Genomic DNA, 20,815 nt, shown 5'->3' on the forward strand with positions numbered 1-20,815 from the left:
ATTGCCGGATGACGGCGCTTGCGCCTTATCCGGCCTACATGCGCGGGTGCCACTACACGATTTACATCATGACGACGTCGAACTGCTCCTGGTTATACAGCGGTTCGATTTGTACTTTGACCTGTTTGCCGACAAAGATCTCAACCTCCGCCAGCGCATGTGACTCTTCACCTTTCAGGGTTTCAGCCACTGCCGGAGAGGCATAAACCAGGAAACGATCGGAGTCATATGCATGGTGTACCCGCACGATTTCGCGCATGATTTCATAACATACGGTTTCCACCGTTTTCACCGTACCACGCCCATGGCAGGTTGGACACTCGTTGCACAATACATGTTCCACACTTTCACGTGTGCGTTTGCGCGTCATCTCCACCAGGCCCAGCTGTGAAAAACCGTTAATGCTGGTTTTTACACGATCCTTGCTCAGAGCCTGCTCCAGGGAGTGCAGCACCCGGCGACGGTGATCTTCATTATTCATGTCGATAAAATCGATAATGATGATGCCGCCGAGGTTACGCAGACGCAGCTGACGAGCAATGGCCTGCGTTGCTTCAATATTAGTATTAAAGATAGTGTCGTCGAGATTACGATGCCCAACAAACGCGCCGGTATTGATGTCGACGGTGGTCATCGCTTCAGTTTGATCGATGATCAGATAACCGCCGGACTTCAGCTCAACTTTGCGTTCCAGCGCGCGCTGGATTTCATTCTCTACGTCAAAGAGATCAAAAATAGGCTGGCGCCCGCTGTAATGTTCCAGCTTGCTGGTCATCTCGGGGATATATTCCGCCGTAAATTCCAGTAACGCCTCATAGGTCAGACGGGAGTCGACGCGGATGCGGTCAAGCTGCGCATCAGCAAAGTCACGCAACACGCGCTGTGCCAGTGCCAGTTCACCGTACATCTGGTATCGTGTTTGCGGGCGCTTTTTACGCTCCATGACTTTTGTCCAGACGCGCTTCAGGTAGGCAGCATCCGAGGCCAGATCCTCTTCGCATACGCCTTCTGCCGCCGTGCGAATGATGAAACCACCCTGCTCATCGCAGTAATCCGCCACCACTTTTTTCAGACGTTCGCGTTCCGTTTCGCTTTCGATACGTTGGGATACGCCAACGTGCGAGGCCCCCGGCATAAAAACGAGATAACGGGAAGGAAGCGTGATGTCCGTCGTCAGGCGTGCGCCCTTCGTTCCCAAAGGATCTTTTACCACCTGCACCATCAGATCCTGACCCTGGCGCACCAGTTCAGAAATGTCGCGTACGGTGAACTGTTTTTGTTCTTCACCCGCCACGCATTCGGTGTGCGGCATGATGTCAGAAGCGTGAAGAAATGCGGCTTTATCCAGTCCAATATCTACAAAAGCCGCCTGCATACCCGGAAGTACACGACTTACACGACCTTTGTAGATATTGCCTACGATTCCGCGTCGCGCCTCACGTTCAATATGAATTTCCTGCAGAATACCGCCATCAATGTAAGCCACCCGAGTTTCCGATGGCGTTACGTTTACCAACAATTCAGCCGTCATGTTTATCCCTTTTCTCACGCAGTGCGTTAAAATTGGTCAGCAACTCATACGTTTCTACCAGCGGTAAGCCGACTACGGCGTGATAGCTGCCATTTATCTTCCTGACAAAACAGCCACCCAACCCTTGAATACCGTATGCACCTGCTTTATCCATTGGTTCACCGCTGGCAACATAACCCGCGATGTCCTCATCGGTTAGTGCTCTGAATGTCACTTCCGTCACTACCAGGCAGTCCAGACTGTGCTGGCAATCGGCCAGTGCCACGGCCGTCATAACTTGATGCGTTTTGCCCGACAGTTTGCGCAGCATTGCTGCGGCGTGGGCAGCGTCGTGCGGTTTTTCCAGCACTTCGCCATTAAGGATAACGATGGTATCCGCACCCAATACCGGCAAATCGCGCGGTGCCAGCGCTACACCAGCCTGCGCTTTTTCGCGCGCCAGACGGGAAACGTACTGCTGCGCACTTTCCTGCGGGTGCCGCTGTTCTTCAATCCCAGGGATCAGCCGTTCAAACGTAACACCAAGCTGAGCGAGCAACTCCTGACGACGTGGAGAACCTGAAGCAAGATACAGAGTATTCATATCAACCTTATTGCACCGCAAACTGCTGACGGACTTTACGCATCAGTAAGAATAGCCATGGCCAAAGCACGCCATTCACTACACTACTCCAGAACACTTCAGGTCTGAAAGAGACGTTGATCACTAAAAACTCGGCCCAGAAAACAATAATATCCACGACCAGTGATAACAACATGACCACCAGCGCCTGTTGCCAGAGCGCGAGGTTTCGGAATAGCTGGAATTTCAGCGCGACCAGATAAGCAATGATACTCATCGACAATGCGCGCACGCCAAGCGTGGAGCCGCTGATGAGATCCAGTATGGCACCCACCACAAATCCCGTGCCCACATTTACGCGATGCGGCAGCGCCAGGATCCAATACAACAAGATGAGCAGTACCCAGTTTGGCCGGAAAACCAGAATGTCATCCGGCCAGGGCATGACTTGCAGCAACAGTGCAATAAGGAACGAGAGCCAAATAACCCAACGTCCCTGGCTACGATAGCTTGCCACTTACTGTCCTCCCGGCTTACGCGGAGCAGGTTGTGGCGGCGTGGTATCCACAGGCGCAGAAGTCACACCTGTTGCAGGAGTTGGCACTGGCGCAGGCGGCCCCATGGCATCTGGTGCTGGCAGAACTTGCGGCATCATTTGCATCAGACGTTCATTGGCAACGCGGTGTACTTCTTCCGGCGTCATCGGGTTCGCGCCATTACGATCGGCACCCCACAACAGCAACAGATAGCGCAAACGCTGCAGACCCGCGGTCGGGCGAGCCTGAATCACGGTATAAGCGCGCTGAGTGTCCAGCTTAACGGAAGAAACAACAGCAACCGGATAACCTTCAGGGAAACGTCCGCCCAGACCCGAGGTGACCAGCACATCGCCAACGCGAATGTCGGTATTGGCCGGCAGGTGTTCGAGCTGAAGATCGTCAGTGCAGCCGTTACCCGCAGCGATCACGCGAATATCGTTACGCAGAACCTGAATGGGCAGCGCATGCGTTGCATCGCAAATCAGCAGCACACGGCTCGTCAGTTTAGCCACCGCCACGACCTGACCCACAACGCCTTTGTCACTAATAACCGGCTGACCTTCGTAGACGCCGTTAACGCTCCCTTTGTCGATCACCACCTGATCGCTGTAAGGGTCATTAACCGTTGAGATGACTTGCGTCACCATCTTTTGTTCGTCCTGACGCAATGGCGATCCCAGCAGCTCACGCAAACGCGCGTTCTCCTGTTTGTATTGCCCCAGCATCAGCAGTTCGCTATTTTTCAGCAGCAGTTCCTGACGCAATGCCCGGTTTTCAAGTTCGAGTTGGTCACGCGAAGCCAGCGTTTGCGACACGCCGTCAAGTAATTCACGAGGACCATTTGAGATAAAGTAGAAAGGACTGACGGCGGTATCCATGTACGTTCGGATTTGACTAAACGTACCCAAGCGGCTGTCGGCAATAATAACGCCGAGCGCCACCAGCACCGCCAGAATAAGGCGAATCTGTAGCGAAGGGCCACGGCTAAAAATTGGCTTCATAGTCTATGCGTATTCTCGTATCAGAGCGGAAGGGCAACCCGCGGGGGCTACCCAACCTGCATCCGATTACTCTTCGCTGAACAGGTCGCCGCCGTGCATGTCGATCATTTCCAGCGCCTTGCCGCCGCCGCGCGCCACGCAGGTCAGCGGATCTTCAGCAACAACAACTGGAATACCGGTTTCTTCCATTAACAGACGGTCAAGGTTACGCAGCAGCGCACCGCCACCGGTCAGCACCATACCGCGTTCGGAGATGTCAGACGCCAGTTCCGGCGGGCACTGTTCCAGTGCAACCATTACCGCGCTAACGATACCGGTCAGCGGTTCCTGCAGGGCTTCCAGAATCTCGTTGGAGTTCAGGGTAAAGCCGCGCGGAACGCCTTCAGCCAGGTTACGACCGCGAACTTCGATTTCGCGCACTTCGTCGCCCGGATAAGCGGAACCGATCTCGTGTTTAATACGTTCTGCGGTCGCTTCACCGATCAGAGAACCGTAGTTACGACGAACATAATTAATGATGGCTTCATCAAAGCGGTCGCCGCCAATACGAACAGAAGAGGAGTAAACCACGCCGTTCAGGGAGATAACGGCAACTTCAGTGGTACCACCACCGATGTCAACAACCATTGAACCGGTTGCTTCAGAAACTGGCAGACCCGCACCGATCGCAGCCGCCATCGGCTCTTCGATCAGGAAGACTTCACGAGCACCTGCGCCCTGAGCTGATTCACGGATCGCACGGCGTTCAACCTGAGTTGCTCCAACCGGTACACACACCAGTACGCGCGGGCTTGGGCGCATGAAGCTATTGCTGTGCACTTGCTTGATAAAGTGCTGGAGCATTTTTTCAGTCACGAAGAAGTCAGCGATAACGCCGTCTTTCATTGGGCGAATTGCAGCGATATTGCCCGGCGTACGACCCAGCATCTGCTTCGCATCATGACCTACTGCAGCCACGCTTTTCGGCGAACCGGCACGATCCTGACGAATGGCCACAACAGAAGGCTCATTCAATACGATGCCTTGTCCTTTTACATAAATAAGGGTATTCGCGGTACCCAGGTCAATGGACAGGTCATTGGAAAACATGCCACGAAATTTTTTCAACATACTAAGGGATAATCCTGAAAGCTGGGGCGGAAAACAAAATCCGCTTACTTTACCAACCACACGCAGCAGCGACAAGGCGCAAAAATCATCTGCTACGGTGAAAATTAGTGCAGTTCGTTTCCTTTGTTACAAAACCGGCCTGAGTCCATCAGGGCTGAATAAATCAGCAGCACTCCTCGCTTTTGTTTGCAACCTGTCAAAGGTCATTCACCTGCATGTTTGCTGTTACAACCTGGCGAGCAGGCAAGCACACCCCCAGAAGGCACAGCGCGCGTTATTCTACGTGAAAACAAATTAAACGGCAGGTTAAACCGAGTATCTTTGCGAATATTTTTTCACGTTAGTGTCAAGTGGTTGTGATGCAGCAAAAAAATCCCCTTGCCCACCCGCAACTCCGCGTTCTGTCAGCGTATGCCACTCACTACGCGAACGTACGCCCGTAGCGTAAACCTGCGTGGGTGTTCCCGAACAGGCCTCCACCAGGCTTTGAACCAGAAGCTGATTTTCCGTTCGCTTATCAATGTTCCTCACCAGACTTGGATGCAGCTTCAATAACTCAACGTTAAGCTCTTTAATCCAACTGGTGCTCACCAGCGTTAACCCCGCCTGCGTAACGGCAATACGCACGCCCAGCGCATTCATCAATCTGATAACGGGCTGTAACCGGCTGATATGTTGACAGACATCTGCCTCAGCAAGTTCAATAATTATGCGTTTGCGTAATGATTTTTCGCACTGCATCAGCGTATCACGCAGCCAGCGCTGAAAACGTGGGCGAATAAGCGATTCAACCGTTATCTGCATCGCCAGATTTTCCTGCGGCCAGTAACCCAAAAGCAGGGTCAGACGGCTTATCTGCAAACGGTCATACTCTTCAGCCAGGCCAAATTGAAGGACCATCGGCATATATTCCGCCGAAATGACCTCTTCGTTACCATCAAAAATACGGCACATCAGCTCCCGATGGTGCACCCGCCCTTCACGGGTTACTGCAGGCTTTTGATAAATTCTCGGCCCGCCCCGGCTGAGCATCTGTTCGATCAGCGTTCGCCAGCGTACGTTGCCCCGACCTTTTTCCGGCAGCGAGTCATCATAGACCGACCAGCTATTTCCGCCCTGCAATACCGAATTCCGCGTGGCTGCTTCAGCATGATCCATCACTTGCTCCGGCGACTGACCGCTGCGGCAAACGCAAATGCCAATATGAACCATATCGGCACGATCGATCATTTTATTAGCCGGAAGTGCATCTACCGCTTTTAATAATTGCCCGGCAATACTTTCCGCCTCTTTCAACGTGCGGTGTGGCAGCAGGATGGCAAAATCGCTACGGTGGTAGCGCGCCAGCAACGCGCCCGGATAGCGCGTCATAAAAGTCGACAACAAATTGATCAGCGTCGAGATTTGTTCTTCCGCGAGGGTGATTCCCCAGCTATCGCGCAGCAGCGTAAAGTCCGGCAGGCGTACCATCATCACGACGCCATGCGAGCCTACTTTTTCCTGATCTTCCAGCAGCGTGGCCAGTTGGTTATCAAAGAACAGGCGGTTGCTTAGCCCAGTTTTTGTGTCCTGCGCGACATAGGAACGAATCAGCGTATCCAGGCGGCTGCGTTGCTCGCGAGCATTTTGAATTTCAGTCAGCAGCATATCGAGCGCACTGCTGGTGCGCGCAGGCCATTCATAGACCGTTCCCCGCACGTTCGGCCCACGTTCGCCGTTCAGAATACGTGTGGAACGAATCTCCAGCAGCTCCTGACCCGAAAGCTGGCGCTGAAGCCAGCGCACAGACAAAAAGAGCATCAGAATAATGAAAGCAATGGCTATCGTGAGCGGTGCGGTGGTCAGCAGCGAATGGAAATAGTTACCCATCGGATCCTGATAAACCAGACGCAATGACATGCCCGGATGCTTGACCAACGGTACGGTGATCTCGCGGTAGAGATTGTTCGTCCCTGCCGGTCGGTAGCTACTGGTGCGCGAGTGGTCATACACCACGTGTTCGCCCTGCAACAGTTCGATGCGCACGATATCAACAGAAACCATCAGCTCATCGATTTGCGGGGTTAACGCAACGACATCTCTGGAGACCAGATGCGTATCAATCGCCGTCGCGACCGCCTGCACGCGCGTGGTGAACTTATATTGAATAGCGTTATAGAAACTCAGCGAACAGCCGATCAGAGTCACGAAGATCGTTAACCCAGTAAGCAGCGTGACAAAAGCTGAAAATTTCGTCGTTAATCGCATCCTTGTGTTAACTCCGACAGTTATGAAACAGGCCTGAAAGTGATAAAGCGACCCAAAAATGCAAAACTGAACGCAAAATCCGTCCATTTATACATACAGTGTGGGCATACTACCAAATCAGGTATATCTGGCAATTTATTGCGCAGAATCGGCATCATGTTTTGATTAGCGAGTATAGTCTTCATTAATAATTTTCCAATCCACTATACGAATTGAGGACAGGTTATGCAGGCTTTGATCTTAGAACAGCAGGACGGAAAAACCCTCGCATCCGTTCACCCCCTCGACGAAAATCAGCTACCTGAAGGCGATGTTACGGTGGATATCCACTGGTCAAGCCTGAACTATAAAGATGCTCTGGCTATCACTGGCAAGGGTAAAATCATTCGTAATTTTCCGATGATTCCTGGTATCGATTTCGCCGGTACCGTGCGTGCAAGCGAAGATCCCCGTTTTCATGCGGGTCAGGAAGTGTTACTGACCGGCTGGGGCGTGGGTGAAAATCATTGGGGTGGACTGGCAGAGCGCGCACGCGTGAAAGGCGACTGGCTGGTTGCGCTGCCAAAAGGACTGGATGGGCGTAAAGCCATGGTCATCGGTACCGCCGGCTTTACCGCTATGCTGTGCGTAATGGCGCTTGAAGATGCAGGTATTCGCCCGCAAGACGGTGAAATTGTCGTCACCGGCGCCAGCGGCGGCGTGGGCAGCACAGCCGTTGCGTTACTGCATAAGCTGGGTTATCAGGTTGCGGCGGTTTCGGGCCGTGAAAGCACCCACGACTACCTGAAAAGCCTGGGCGCTAACCGTATTCTTGGCCGCGATGAGTTTGCCGAGTCTCGTCCGCTGGAAAAACAGCTGTGGGCTGGCGCGGTGGATACCGTTGGCGACAAAGTTCTGGCAAAAGTTCTGGCGCAGATGAACTACGGTGGCTGCGTTGCCGCCTGCGGCCTGGCGGGTGGTTTCGCTCTGCCGACCACGGTGATGCCATTCATTCTGCGTAACGTTCGTTTGCAAGGAGTGGACTCGGTGATGACCCCGCCGGCACGCCGTGCAGAGGCCTGGGCGCGTCTGGTTAAGGATCTGCCGGAATCGTTCTATGCTCAGGCGGCAACAGAAATTACGCTGGCGGATGCGCCGAAGCTCGCCGATGCCATCATCAATAACCAGGTGCAAGGCCGTACGCTGGTGAAGGTGAAGTAACAGGCCCTGGCGCAGAAATTTACACTTAATTAACCAAATTTCGCGGCACATCTACAGACTCCCTGCCATATTAACTACGCGTCCCCTGTCAGTTATGACGCGTAAGCCGGGAGTCTGTTATGAAGAAATTACGTCCATTTACAGAAGCCGACGTCACTGATGAGTCGGCTTTTTTTATGCAGCGTCGCCAGGTACTAAAAGCATTAGGGATCAGCGCTGCCGCCTTGTCTTTGCCCCTCTCTGCACAGGCCGATCTTCTGAGCTGGTTTAAGGGCAACGATCGCCCGCCCGCACCTGCAGGTAAGCCGCTTGATTTCAGTAAGCCCTCCGCCTGGCAAAATTCACTTCCTTTAACGCCTGCGGATAAGGTTTCTGGCTACAACAACTTCTACGAGTTCGGTCTCGATAAAGCGGATCCGGCAGCCAATGCAGGCAGCCTGAAAACCGATCCGTGGACGTTGCAAATCAGTGGCGAGGTGGCAAAACCACTCACCCTCGATCACGATTCGCTGACCGCCCGTTTCCCGCTGGAAGAACGGATTTATCGGATGCGCTGCGTGGAAGCCTGGTCAATGGTCGTGCCGTGGATCGGCTTTCCGTTACATAAACTGCTGGCGCAGGTTGAACCCACCAGCAACGCAAAGTATGTCGCGTTCGAAACGCTGTACGCACCGGATGATATGCCGGGACAGAAAGATCGCTTTATTGGCGGCGGGCTAAAATATCCCTATGTTGAAGGACTGCGTCTGGATGAAGCAATGCACCCACTCACACTGCTTACTGTGGGGGTTTATGGTAAGGCCCTTCCGCCACAAAATGGCGCGCCCATTCGCTTAATTGTGCCGTGGAAATATGGATTTAAAGGCATTAAGTCGATCGTGAGTATCAAACTCACGCGCGAACGCCCTCCGACAACCTGGAATCTGGCCGCGCCCAATGAATACGGATTTTATGCCAACGTGAATCCGCATGTCGATCACCCCCGCTGGTCCCAGGCCACTGAGCGTTTTATTGGCGCAGGCGGTATCCTGGACGTACAGCGTCAGCCCACGCTGATGTTTAACGGCTATGCCGAAGAGGTTGCATCACTGTATCGCGGACTCAATTTGCAGGAGAATTTTTAAGTGCGTCTGACCGCAAAGCACATTATCGGGCTGAAAGTTTGCCTGCATCTTGCCGGTTTATTGCCGTTTGTCTGGCTATTTTGGGCGGTAAATCACGGCGGCCTGAGCGCCGATCCGGTCAAAGATATCCAGCACTTTACCGGTAGGACAGCTCTGAAATTCTTGCTGGCGACCTTGCTGGTCTCTCCACTCACGCGCTACGCTAAACAGCCATTATTGATACGCACACGTCGTCTGTTAGGGCTATGGTGTTTCGCCTGGGCAACGCTGCATTTAACCAGCTACGCACTACTGGAGCTGGGCATTAATAATCTGGCGTTATTAGGGCGGGAATTACTTACGCGACCTTATTTAACATTGGGCGTTGCTAGCTGGGTCATATTATTCGCCCTCACCTTAACGTCTACGCAAGCTGCACAGAGAATGCTGGGTAAAAAATGGCAGTATCTGCACAACTTCGTCTATCTTGTGGCGATCCTGGCACCCATACATTATTTGTGGTCGGTAAAAATTATCTCCCCTCAACCGATTATTTATGCAGCGCTCGCGGCGGTGCTGTTAGCGTGCCGTTACAAGAAGTTTCGCCAGTGGTGGCGGTAGTTTCACGTTATGTGCAGTGCGTTGCAAAACACGGACGATCCGATTTTCTTTACATGTTAACGGTTGATTATCTTCCCTGATAAGACCAGTATTTAGCTGCCAATTGCTACGAAATAGTTATAATGTGCGACTTTGCTATCCCCGGTAGCGTTTTTAAAGCGCTGAAAGGGTGACAATCGCATATTGAAGGTATATTTTGTCTTTTACCCGAAAATGGCAGAAGATAGCCGCACAATGACTAACAAGTCTGGCAATCTCATTTAATGGCAGCAGCACCCAGTGCAGCGCCTGAGATGCGTGGCATCTTGTCACTCACTGTTATAAAAATGCTATACAGACGGCGGTAAAACGCTTGTCACAATCTCACTAAACAAAGAGTACGGAACCCACTCATGGATATTCGTAAGATTAAAAAACTGATCGAGCTGGTTGAAGAATCAGGCATCTCCGAACTGGAAATTTCTGAAGGCGAAGAATCTGTACGCATCAGCCGTGCAGCGCCAGCTGCAAGTTTTCCGATGATGCAACAGGCTTATGCTGCACCGGTGATGCAGCAGCCAGCTCTGTCTAACGCTGTCGCACAAACTGCCTCTCCAAGTATGGAAGCTCCGGCAGCAGCGGAAATCAGTGGTCACATCGTACGCTCCCCAATGGTTGGTACGTTCTACCGCACCCCGAGCCCGGATGCGAAAGCGTTCATCGAAATCGGCCAGAAAGTGAATGCGGGCGATACCCTGTGCATCGTTGAAGCCATGAAAATGATGAACCAGATCGAAGCCGACAAATCCGGCGTAGTTAAAGCGATTCTGGTAGAAAGCGGTCAACCGGTAGAATTTGACGAGCCGCTGGTCGTCATCGAATAACGAGGCGAACATGTTGGATAAAATTGTTATCGCCAACCGCGGCGAGATTGCCTTGCGTATTCTTCGTGCCTGTAAAGAACTGGGCATCAAGACTGTCGCGGTGCATTCAAGCGCGGATCGCGATTTAAAACACGTATTGCTGGCGGATGAGACGGTCTGTATTGGCCCGGCAGCATCCGTAAAAAGCTATCTGAACATCCCGGCTATCATTAGCGCTGCTGAAATCACCGGCGCGGTGGCAATTCACCCGGGTTATGGCTTCCTCTCTGAGAACGCCAACTTTGCTGAACAGGTAGAACGTTCCGGCTTTATCTTCATCGGCCCGAAAGCCGACACCATCCGCCTGATGGGTGACAAAGTGTCCGCAATCACCGCGATGAAGAAAGCAGGTGTACCAACAGTCCCTGGCTCTGACGGCCCGCTGGGTGATGACATGGACGCTAACCGCGCTCATGCTAAACGCATCGGTTATCCGGTTATCATCAAAGCCTCCGGCGGCGGCGGCGGTCGCGGTATGCGCGTCGTGCGCAGCGATGCCGAACTGGCACAATCCATCTCCATGACCAAAGCGGAAGCGAAAGCGGCTTTCAACAACGACATGGTTTACATGGAGAAGTACCTGGAAAACCCACGCCACATTGAGATTCAGGTGCTGGCAGACGGTCAGGGTAACGCAATTTATCTGGCAGAGCGTGACTGCTCCATGCAGCGTCGTCACCAGAAAGTTGTCGAAGAAGCACCAGCACCGGGCATTACTCCGGAACTGCGTCGCTACATCGGCGAGCGTTGCGCCAAAGCCTGTGTTGATATCGGCTATCGCGGGGCGGGTACTTTCGAGTTCCTGTTCGAAAACGGCGAGTTCTACTTCATTGAGATGAACACCCGTATTCAGGTTGAACACCCGGTAACCGAAATGATCACCGGCGTTGACCTGATCAAAGAGCAACTGCGCATCGCAGCGGGTCAACCGCTGTCCATCAAGCAGGACGAAGTTGTGGTTAAAGGCCATGCGGTAGAATGCCGTATCAATGCCGAAGACCCGAACACCTTCCTGCCAAGCCCGGGTAAAATCACGCGTTTCCACGCGCCGGGTGGTTTTGGTGTGCGTTGGGAGTCTCATATTTACGCAGGCTACACCGTACCTCCGTACTATGACTCAATGATCGGTAAGCTGATCTGCTATGGCGAAAACCGCGACGTCGCTATCGCCCGTATGAAAAACGCCTTGCAGGAACTGATCATCGACGGTATCAAAACCAACGTTGACCTGCAGATCCGTATCATGAATGACGAGCACTTCCAGCACGGTGGAACCAATATCCACTATCTGGAGAAAAAACTCGGACTTCAGGAAAAGTAAGCGTGCGTTAACCAAAAAGGCCGGAAATTCCGGCCTTTTGTTTTTCTCCCCTCCCGCACGTGCCATAAGGTACAATCCCCGCTTTCTTTATCCACAAGGGACAAAAAATGGACGCTCGTTTTGTTCAGGCCCATAAAGAGGCGCGCTGGGCGCTGTGGCTAACCCTTTTATATCTGGTTACATGGTTAGTGACCGCTTACTTACCTGATTCAACGCTGGGTTTTACCGGCTTACCGCACTGGTTCGAAATGGCCTGCCTGCTAACGCCGCTGGTTTTCATCGTGCTGTGCTGGGCGATGGTGAAGTTTATCTATCGCGACATTTCGTTGGAGGATGACGATGCAGCTTGAAGTTATTTTACCGCTGGTCGCCTATCTTCTGGTGGTCTTCGGTCTTTCTGTTTACGCCATGCGTAAGAGAGTGACCGGTACCTTCCTGAATGAATATTTCCTTGGCAGCCGTTCCATGGGCGGGGTCGTGTTAGCGATGACGCTAACGGCAACCTACATTAGCGCCAGCTCGTTTATTGGCGGTCCTGGCGCTGCTTACAAATACGGACTGGGATGGGTGCTGCTGGCGATGATCCAGTTGCCTGCCGTCTGGCTCTCATTGGGGATTCTTGGTAAGAAATTCGCGATTCTGGCGCGTCGTTATAATGCTGTTACCCTCAACGATATGCTGTTTGCGCGCTACCAGAGCCGCCTGCTGGTGTGGCTGGCGAGTCTCAGCCTGCTGGTCGCGTTTGTCGGAGCAATGACCGTACAGTTTATTGGCGGCGCACGTCTGCTTGAAACCGCAGCGGGCATTCCTTACGAAACTGGATTGCTGATTTTTGGCGTCAGTATCGCATTGTATACGGCGTTCGGCGGATTTCGCGCCAGTGTACTGAACGATACCATGCAGGGTATGGTGATGCTGATTGGAACTATCGTTTTGCTGGTCGGCGTCGTCCATGCTGCCGGTGGCCTTAGCAATGCGGTGGTAACCCTGCAGACTATCGATCCTAAACTGGTCTCGCCGCAGGGCGCTGATGACATTTTGTCACCCACGTTTATGACCTCATTTTGGGTATTGGTGTGTTTTGGCGTAATTGGCCTGCCGCATACGGCGGTACGCTGCATCTCTTATAAAGACAGTAAAGCGGTACACCGCGGCATTATCATCGGCACCATAGTGGTGGCGATCCTGATGTTTGGTATGCATCTGGCGGGTGCTCTGGGACGGGCGGTAATCCCTGACCTGACGGTACCAGACCTGGTTATCCCTACGCTGATGGTCAAAGTCTTGCCGCCGATCGCTGCCGGGATCTTCCTTGCGGCTCCCATGGCCGCGATCATGTCGACGATCAATGCCCAATTGCTGCAAAGTTCCGCTACGATCATTAAGGATCTGTACCTGAACCTTCGTCCGGAACAGCTTAAAAATGAAACCCGGCTGAAGCGCATGTCAGCAGTGATTACCCTGTTGCTGGGCGCGTTACTGTTGCTGGCCGCCTGGAAACCACCAGAGATGATTATCTGGCTGAATCTGCTGGCGTTTGGCGGGCTGGAAGCCGTCTTCCTGTGGCCGCTGGTGCTGGGCCTCTACTGGGAGCGGGCAAACGCGTCAGGCGCATTGAGCGCGATGATTGTCGGCGGCGTGCTTTATGCTTTACTCGCCACTTTTAACGTTCAGTTCCTGGGCTTCCATCCGATCGTGCCCTCGTTACTGATAAGCTTGCTGGCTTTCCTGATCGGCAACCGTTTCGGTTCCGCCGACCCGCAAGTCGCCATATTGACTACTGATAAATAAAGAGTTTTGCCATGCCATGGATCCAACTGAAACTGAACACGACCGGTGCCAACGCTGAAGAGTTGAGCGATGCGCTGATGGAAGCGGGCTCCGTTTCCATTACTTTCCAGGATACGCATGATACGCCGGTATTTGAACCTCTGCCGGGCGAGACTCGCCTGTGGGGTGATACCGACGTTATCGGCTTGTTCGATGCAGAAACCGACATGAAAGAAGTTGTTGCCATCCTGGAACAGCATCCGCTGCTGGGTGAAGGCTTCGTGCATAAAATCGAACAGCTCGAAGACAAAGACTGGGAACGCGAATGGATGGATAACTTCCACCCAATGCGCTTTGGCGAACGTCTGTGGATTTGCCCGAGCTGGCGCGACGTCCCGGATGAGAATGCTGTCAACGTGATGCTGGACCCGGGTCTGGCGTTTGGTACAGGCACGCACCCCACCACCTCTCTGTGCCTGCAATGGCTGGACGGTCTTGATCTTAACGGTAAAACGGTTATCGACTTTGGCTGCGGCTCCGGCATTCTTGCCATTGCGGCACTGAAACTGGGTGCGGCGAAAGCCATTGGCGTGGATATCGATCCGCAAGCGATTCAGGCCAGCCGTGATAACGCCCAGCGTAATGGTGTTTCTGAGCGTCTGGAGCTTTATCTGCCGAAAGACCAGCCAGAGGCGATGAAAGCCGACGTGGTGGTCGCCAACATCCTCGCGGGCCCATTACGTGAACTGGCGCCGTTAATCAGCGTACTGCCCGTTGAGGGCGGTTTGCTGGGGCTTTCTGGTATTCTTGCCAGCCAGGCGGAAAGCGTCTGTGAAGCCTATGCCGATCTCTTTACGCTCGATCCGGTTATCGAGAAAGAAGAATGGTGCCGCATTACCGGTCAGAAAAAATAATCCCTTCCGGCGTGGTTATCTGACCACGCCATTTTCAGACAATAGACCAGCACCGCGATACCTCTCCTCGGGATACAATATTTAATTGATTTTGTTAATTTTTATATTGTTTTCGTTGAGTGTACGTATGCATTTCTATCGTTTTACAACAACTTTACTAACAGCATGCTTGATGCCTCTGACAACGCTGGCCACATCATGGGGATATACCGGAGAGAACGGCCCTGCGCAGTGGGGAGAAATCAGCAAAGCGTATGCAACGTGCCAGACCGGAATAAATCAATCACCCATTGATATCCAGACCGCCACCACCAATAAACTCGGCCTTCCTGCGCTCAGCATACAATACGTCGACGGCCCAACAAGATTTCGTAGCATCAACCATACGCTGCAGGCAACAATGAGTCGCTATACCGCAAACTATATTAATATTGATGACAAGATTTATTACCTGAAACAATTAGATTTTCACGCGCCGAGCGAACATACCCTCAACGGTAGAACCTATCCTCTGGAGCTGCAGTTAGTCCACAAAAACCAACACGGAGACATCGCCATCGTAGCGGTCATGTTTGATATCGACGAACCTAACCAGGCGGTTCAAAATCTGTGGGAGTCCTTTCCAACCATGAAGGACAATAGCATGCCCATTTTTTCGCCAGTCAATATCAACCAGCTTTTACCCGACGATAAAACCTACTGGCGCTACCGTGGTTCGTTAACAACGCCACCCTGCACCGAAGGCGTCACCTGGGCTGTCCTGAAAACGCCTGTTGCTCTTTCAGCCGAACAGCTGGATAAATTTCACTACATTGTTGGGCCTGCAAACAATCGCCCGCTGCAGCCGTTGAATGAACGCAAGATTACGGCAAGCTATTCTGGGGATACCGAGATCCTGTACTAAAATGAGGTAGCGATCACACAATGGCGAGGTGATTTGCTGATTAATTCAGCAGAATATCTTGTCAGTACCTTCTGCAGCTGAAGAAAAAATGAGAAGTTACGCAAAATTATATGTGTATATAAAATCGACACATTTTTATAATGCAATGATTTATATGATTAAATATTTTCATGCGTTCACATTTACGGCAATTCATTGATCCACCTCAGTGGATTGGTCAAAGTTTGGCCTTTCATCTCGTGCGAAAAATGCGTAATATACGCCGCCTTGCAGTCACAGTATGGTCATTTCTTAACTCATGCGCATCGGACAATACCAGCTCAGAAATCGCCTGATCGCAGCACCTATGGCTGGCATCACTGACAGACCATTCAGGACGCTGTGCTATGAGATGGGAGCAGGATTGACGGTATCCGAGATGATGTCTTCTAACCCGCAGGTTTGGGAAAGTGACAAGTCTCGTTTACGAATGGTGCACGTTGATGAGCCAGGAATTCGCACGGTGCAAATTGCCGGTAGCGACCCTGTTGAGATGGCCGATGCCGCACGTATTAACGTGGAAAGCGGCGCCCAGATTATTGATATCAATATGGGGTGTCCGGCTAAAAAAGTGAATCGTAAGCTCGCAGGTTCAGCCCTCTTGCAGTACCCGGATTTAGTGAAGTCGATACTAACCGAGGTCGTCAATGCAGTGGACGTTCCTGTCACACTCAAGATTCGCACCGGCTGGGCTCCGGAACACCGTAACTGCGTAGAGATTGCCCAACTGGCTGAAGATTGTGGCATTCAGGCTCTGACCATTCATGGACGCACCCGCGCCTGTTTGTTCAATGGAGATGCTGAGTACGACAGTATTCGGGCAGTTAAGCAGAAAGTTTCCATTCCGATTATCGCGAATGGCGACATTACTGACCCGCATAAAGCCAGAGCTGTACTCGACTATACGGGGGCGGATGCCCTGATGATAGGACGTGCAGCTCAGGGAAGACCCTGGATCTTTCGGGAAATCCAGCATTATCTGGACACTGGGGAGCTGCTGCCCCCGCTGCCTCTGGCAGAGGTGAAGCGCTTGCTTTGTGCGCACGTTCGGGAACTGCACGACTTTTATGGTCAGGCAAAAGGGTACCGAATTGCGCGTAAACACGTATCCTGGTATCTCCAGGAACACGCTCCGGATGACCAGTTTCGGCGCACATTCAACGCCATTGAAGATTCCAGCGAACAGCTGGCGGCGTTGGAGGCATACTTCGAAAATTTTGCGTAAACAGAAATAAAGAGCTGACAGAACTATGTTCGAACAACGCGTAAATTCTGACGTACTGACCGTTTCTACCGTTAACTCTCAGGACCAGGTAACTCAAAAGCCCCTGCGTGACTCGGTTAAACAGGCACTGAAGAACTATTTTGCTCAATTGAATGGTCAGGATGTTAACGATCTCTATGAGCTGGTACTGGCTGAAGTAGAACAGCCCCTGTTGGACATGGTGATGCAATACACCCGCGGTAACCAGACCCGTGCTGCCCTGATGATGGGCATCAACCGTGGTACGCTGCGTAAAAAACTGAAAAAATACGGCATGAACTGATACTAATCAGTTAAATGTTTGTTTTAAAAGGCGCTACTCGGCATGGGGAAGCGCCTTTTTTATTAACTTCACACGGGAGGCTTTGGCGATGAACGCAAGATGTGAACCTGTCTATTTTGGCGATGAATCTAAAAAGATAATCCTGGGTGATGCACTGACCGAACTGAAAAAGCTGTCTTCTGAAAGCGTCGATCTCATTTTTGCCGATCCACCTTATAACATCGGTAAAGATTTTGACGGGATGGTGGAGTCCTGGGATGAAGAGGCTTTTCTGGCGTGGCTGTTTGAGTGCATTGACGAGTGCCATCGCATTCTCAAACCGCACGGCACCATGTACATCATGAACAGTACGGAGAACATGCCGTATATTGACCTCAAATGCCGCCAGCTCTTTACTATCAAGAGCCGTATCGTGTGGTCATACGATAGCTCAGGGGTACAGGCCAAAAATTACTTTGGTTCGATGTATGAACCGATCCTGATGATGGTAAAAGATCAGAAAAACTACACATTTAATCGTGACGATATTCTGGTTGAAGCCAAAACCGGGGCTCAACGCGCGCTAATAGACTACAGAAAAAATCCACCGCAGCCATACAATCAGAAAAAAGTGCCGGGAAATGTCTGGGAGTTCCCACGCGTTCGCTATCTGATGGACGAATACGAAAACCACCCCACCCAGAAACCCAAAGCCCTCCTGGAGCGTATAATTCTGGCATCCTCGAACCCAGATGACAGGGTACTGGATCCGTTTGCCGGCAGCTTCACCACCGGTGCCACCGCCGTGGAATTGGGTCGCAAGTTTGTCGGGATTGAGATCAATGTTGAATACGTAAAAATGGGGCTCAGAAGACTGAGTATCGGTTCTCATTTTTCAGAAATTGAGCTTGCCAAGGTGAAAAAACGTAAGACAAAAAACCTGTCTAAAAAGAGTCGATTGACGGCAAAGAGCGGCGATCTTTCAACAAAGTAAAGGCATTGTAAGTCTGCTTTTCAGGTTACAGATTTCGTGTATATTCCCTGCACGCTTGGGCATGAATACACAGGGTTTGGTAATGATTCGCAAGTATTGGTGGCTGGTTGTTTTTGCAGTATTCGTTTTTCTTTTTGATGCGCTGCTCATCCAATGGATAGAGCTGATGACAACAGAGCACGATAAGTGCCGGAATATGAACTCAGTGAATCCCCTTAAGCTGGTCAACTGCGTCGACCTCGAATAGCGCCACCAACCCCACTTCAGCAGCCGTCAGGCCTGGCGGCTAAAACTACCCCACCTGACTCTCACTCTGCGCTAATTGCCTTACGCTACCATCTGGGCTTAACATTTTTAATACATTATCAACTAATACTGGCGCTTGTTTATAAAGATCATAACTCATTGGATTAATGAGCCAGTTTTTAACAATACCACTAAAACTCCCATGAAGAATAATTATTATAACGTCTAAATCAAGGCTGGTTGCGATAAGTCCGTCGTCCATACATTTTTGCAAGGCAATGCGCATACCCAGATGATTGATACCAATTTTTTCACGAATAGCCTGTTCCGATATCATATCGTTATGGAATTCACATTTATGATATAAAATTTGCATTAATGCCTGCTGGCGAGGATTCTGCGCAATATATTGCAACCCCACAACTAACTTTTCACGCAGTCGCTGTAAAGGATTATCTCCCCAACGGCCAATAAGCTGGTCCTGAATAAGATCGCGCAATGGCGGTTGTTGTAACCATAGTTCATTAAACAATTGCGTCTTGTTTTCAAAATGCCAATACAGCGCCCCCCGCGTCACGCTGGCGGCGTCTGCAATGTCGTTTAGCGTCGTATTGCTTACGCCACGTGCGGCAAACTGTACAATCGCTGTTTCTATCAGGTGCTGCCGCGTTTTGAGGGCATCAGCTTTCGTTTTTCTGGCCATGGTTTCAGCTGTCTGAGGTAAGGGTAAGGTAGAGAATGATTAACTTCCTTATCTAATATTTGCGGTACGGAACAAATGTATCACTTAGCATTTATTTAAACGAGCCCTAAAAAATATTATTACTGACTTTGCACACGAATAAACAAAACAAATACCAACAATCAATATATTCATAAACCAAATGCTTATTTCAATTTGTGTTTATACGCATCATATTATTGCTATTAACACCTCAATGAAACAACAGCCGATTAATCTCTTTTTGCTTTTACGTGCCGTGAATCGCACCCATAAATAAGTATTGCTTACATCGCTAGCTAATAATTTGTAGGATAGCCAACTATTATTTTCTCTTGTGCGCGTTATCGCCCCTGCATTACCCGGTTAATAACGAGCGTTCGGTTTTTTAAGGAATTGAAATGACGAAAAATGCCAGGTTTTCACTCCTGCCCTCATTCATCATCGTCTCCGCTGCATTACTCGCCGGTTGTAACGATCAGGGAGAAACACAAGCTCATCCCGCAGAACCGCAGGTGACTGTTCATGTCGTCGAAAAGGCTCCTTTAGCTGTAACGACCGAATTACCCGGGCGCACAACGGCATTCCGAATTGCAGAAGTCCGTCCCCAGGTCAGCGGGATAGTGCTTAAACGGAATTTCACTGAGGGAAGCGATATTGAAGCCGGACAGTCGCTTTATCAGATCGATCCCGCGACTTACCAGGCCGACTATGACAGCGCCAAAGGTGAACTGGCGAAGAGTGAAGCGGCGGCTGCAATCGCGCATTTAACGGTAAAACGCTATGTGCCATTGGTTGGCACCAAGTACATCAGTCAGCAAGAGTACGATCAGGCAATTGCTGATGCTCGCCAGGCCGATGCCTCCGTGATCGCGGCAAAAGCGGCGGTCGAAGGCGCGCGTATCAATCTGGCCTACACAAAAGTGACATCGCCGATTAGCGGACGCATCGGTAAATCTAACGTCACCGAAGGCGCATTAGTCACGAATGGCCAGGCTACAGAGCTTGCTACCGTTCAACAACTCGATCCCATTTACGTCGACGTAACACAGTCCAGTAACGACTTTATGCGCCTCAAACAGTCTGTTGAACAAGGGAGTCTGCATAAAGACAGCACCAGCAGTACGGTCGAACTGGTGATGGAAAATGGTCAGTCATACCCGCTAAAAGGCTCTTTGCAGTTTTCTGATGTGACGGTTGATGAAAGCACCGGATCAATCACCCTCAGAGCCGTGTTCCCTAACCCAGAGCATACGCTGTTGCCGGGCATGTTTGTGCGCGCACGCATTGATGAAGGTGTTCAGCCAAATGCCATTCTCGTTCCGCAGCAGGGGGTAACGCGTACGCCTCGCGGCGATGCCACCGTAATGGTCGTCAATGACAAGAGTCAGGTTGAGTCTCGCGCAGTCGTTGCTGCACAAGCCATTGGCGACAAATGGCTTATCAGCGAAGGCCTGCAACCGGGTGACAAAGTTATCGTGAGCGGCTTACAGAAAGCACGTCCAGGCGTTCAGGTTAAAGCAACCGCCGATACCGAAACTCCTACCACGAAAGCCCAATAAGG

At 51.4% G+C, this 20,815-nt stretch carries 21 protein-coding genes; 14 read left to right on the forward strand and 7 right to left on the reverse strand.

What is annotated here, in order from left to right; genetic code table 11:
* Positions 1-61: 61 nt before the first annotated feature.
* The 6 genes from rng to csrD all read right to left on the reverse strand — a co-directional run bounded on the left by rng (position 62) and on the right by csrD (position 6,990).
* Positions 62-1,531 (reverse strand): ribonuclease G, encoded by a 1,470-nt coding sequence (rng, locus tag OGV89_RS14110; RefSeq protein ID WP_003025190.1) that lies wholly within the window; start codon positions 1,529-1,531, stop codon positions 62-64.
* A complete protein-coding gene (locus tag OGV89_RS14115) occupies positions 1,521-2,114 on the reverse strand; it encodes a Maf family protein (RefSeq protein ID WP_003839891.1) in 594 nt (197 codons plus the stop codon). The genes rng and OGV89_RS14115 overlap by 11 nt, the downstream gene beginning before the upstream one ends.
* 7 nt (positions 2,115-2,121) lie before the next feature.
* The gene (gene mreD, locus OGV89_RS14120) at positions 2,122-2,610 is read right to left on the reverse strand and encodes a rod shape-determining protein MreD (protein ID WP_003025196.1); all 489 of its coding nucleotides are present in this window, start codon (positions 2,608-2,610) and stop codon (positions 2,122-2,124) included.
* Positions 2,611-3,633, reverse strand: a complete 1,023-nt coding sequence (gene mreC, locus OGV89_RS14125; RefSeq protein ID WP_003844819.1) for a rod shape-determining protein MreC — start codon at positions 3,631-3,633, stop codon at positions 2,611-2,613.
* A gap of 66 nt (positions 3,634-3,699) precedes the next feature.
* Positions 3,700-4,743 carry a rod shape-determining protein MreB gene (gene mreB / locus OGV89_RS14130; protein WP_000913396.1) on the reverse strand — a complete coding sequence of 348 codons (1,044 nt, stop codon included), beginning with the start codon at positions 4,741-4,743 and terminating at the stop codon, positions 3,700-3,702.
* 306 nt (positions 4,744-5,049) lie between these two features.
* Positions 5,050-6,990, reverse strand: a complete 1,941-nt coding sequence (gene csrD / locus OGV89_RS14135; RefSeq protein ID WP_016151068.1) for an RNase E specificity factor CsrD — start codon at positions 6,988-6,990, stop codon at positions 5,050-5,052.
* Between the two features lie 225 nt (positions 6,991-7,215).
* Between csrD and acuI the strand changes: the two genes are divergently transcribed.
* The 13 genes from acuI to OGV89_RS14200 all read left to right on the forward strand — a co-directional run bounded on the left by acuI (position 7,216) and on the right by OGV89_RS14200 (position 18,531).
* Positions 7,216-8,190, forward strand: a complete 975-nt coding sequence (acuI, locus tag OGV89_RS14140; protein ID WP_286558846.1) for an acrylyl-CoA reductase (NADPH) — start codon at positions 7,216-7,218, stop codon at positions 8,188-8,190.
* A 119-nt stretch (positions 8,191-8,309) separates the two neighbouring features.
* Positions 8,310-9,314, forward strand: a complete 1,005-nt coding sequence (gene msrP, locus OGV89_RS14145; protein WP_044701347.1) for a protein-methionine-sulfoxide reductase catalytic subunit MsrP — start codon at positions 8,310-8,312, stop codon at positions 9,312-9,314.
* Positions 9,315-9,914, forward strand: coding sequence for a protein-methionine-sulfoxide reductase heme-binding subunit MsrQ (gene msrQ / locus OGV89_RS14150; protein WP_003839882.1), 600 nt, complete (start codon positions 9,315-9,317; stop codon positions 9,912-9,914).
* A 392-nt stretch (positions 9,915-10,306) separates the two neighbouring features.
* Positions 10,307-10,777, forward strand: coding sequence for an acetyl-CoA carboxylase biotin carboxyl carrier protein (gene accB / locus OGV89_RS14155; RefSeq protein ID WP_003025210.1), 471 nt, complete (start codon positions 10,307-10,309; stop codon positions 10,775-10,777).
* A 10-nt stretch (positions 10,778-10,787) separates the two neighbouring features.
* Positions 10,788-12,137: an acetyl-CoA carboxylase biotin carboxylase subunit gene (gene accC, locus OGV89_RS14160; protein WP_003025213.1), complete on the forward strand. Its 1,350-nt coding sequence runs from the start codon at positions 10,788-10,790 to the stop codon at positions 12,135-12,137.
* A 107-nt stretch (positions 12,138-12,244) separates the two neighbouring features.
* A complete protein-coding gene (locus OGV89_RS14165) occupies positions 12,245-12,487 on the forward strand; it encodes a YhdT family protein (protein WP_003025216.1) in 243 nt (80 codons plus the stop codon).
* On the forward strand, positions 12,477-13,928 hold the full coding sequence (gene panF / locus OGV89_RS14170; protein WP_003844811.1) for a sodium/pantothenate symporter: 1,452 nt from the start codon (positions 12,477-12,479) through the stop codon (positions 13,926-13,928). Before OGV89_RS14165 ends, panF begins: the two co-directional genes overlap by 11 nt.
* 11 nt (positions 13,929-13,939) lie before the next feature.
* Positions 13,940-14,821 carry a 50S ribosomal protein L11 methyltransferase gene (gene prmA / locus OGV89_RS14175; RefSeq protein ID WP_003839878.1) on the forward strand — a complete coding sequence of 294 codons (882 nt, stop codon included), beginning with the start codon at positions 13,940-13,942 and terminating at the stop codon, positions 14,819-14,821.
* Between the two features lie 172 nt (positions 14,822-14,993).
* On the forward strand, positions 14,994-15,725 hold the full coding sequence (locus tag OGV89_RS14180) for a carbonic anhydrase (protein ID WP_230131627.1): 732 nt from the start codon (positions 14,994-14,996) through the stop codon (positions 15,723-15,725).
* Positions 15,726-16,023: 298 nt separating this feature from the next.
* Positions 16,024-16,989: a tRNA dihydrouridine synthase DusB gene (gene dusB, locus OGV89_RS14185; RefSeq protein ID WP_003025224.1), complete on the forward strand. Its 966-nt coding sequence runs from the start codon at positions 16,024-16,026 to the stop codon at positions 16,987-16,989.
* 25 nt (positions 16,990-17,014) lie between these two features.
* On the forward strand, positions 17,015-17,311 hold the full coding sequence (gene fis, locus OGV89_RS14190) for a DNA-binding transcriptional regulator Fis (protein ID WP_000462905.1): 297 nt from the start codon (positions 17,015-17,017) through the stop codon (positions 17,309-17,311).
* Positions 17,312-17,399: 88 nt separating this feature from the next.
* Entirely contained in the window at positions 17,400-18,284 is an 885-nt protein-coding gene (yhdJ, locus tag OGV89_RS14195) for an adenine-specific DNA-methyltransferase (RefSeq protein WP_003839873.1), read from the forward strand.
* An 82-nt stretch (positions 18,285-18,366) separates the two neighbouring features.
* Positions 18,367-18,531, forward strand: a complete 165-nt coding sequence (locus OGV89_RS14200) for a DUF2556 family protein (RefSeq protein WP_003025279.1) — start codon at positions 18,367-18,369, stop codon at positions 18,529-18,531.
* 45 nt (positions 18,532-18,576) lie between these two features.
* Here OGV89_RS14200 and envR read toward each other — a convergent pair whose 3' ends face one another.
* A complete protein-coding gene (envR, locus tag OGV89_RS14205) occupies positions 18,577-19,233 on the reverse strand; it encodes an acrEF/envCD operon transcriptional regulator (RefSeq protein ID WP_003025283.1) in 657 nt (218 codons plus the stop codon).
* A gap of 419 nt (positions 19,234-19,652) precedes the next feature.
* Here envR and OGV89_RS14210 point away from each other — a divergent pair, with 419 nt between their 5' ends.
* The gene (locus OGV89_RS14210) at positions 19,653-20,813 is read left to right on the forward strand and encodes an efflux RND transporter periplasmic adaptor subunit (protein ID WP_048999056.1); all 1,161 of its coding nucleotides are present in this window, start codon (positions 19,653-19,655) and stop codon (positions 20,811-20,813) included.
* Positions 20,814-20,815 lie beyond the last annotated feature (2 nt).

Source organism: Citrobacter sp. Cf125 (assembly GCF_030333935.1).
Classification (GTDB): domain Bacteria; phylum Pseudomonadota; class Gammaproteobacteria; order Enterobacterales; family Enterobacteriaceae; genus Citrobacter; species Citrobacter freundii.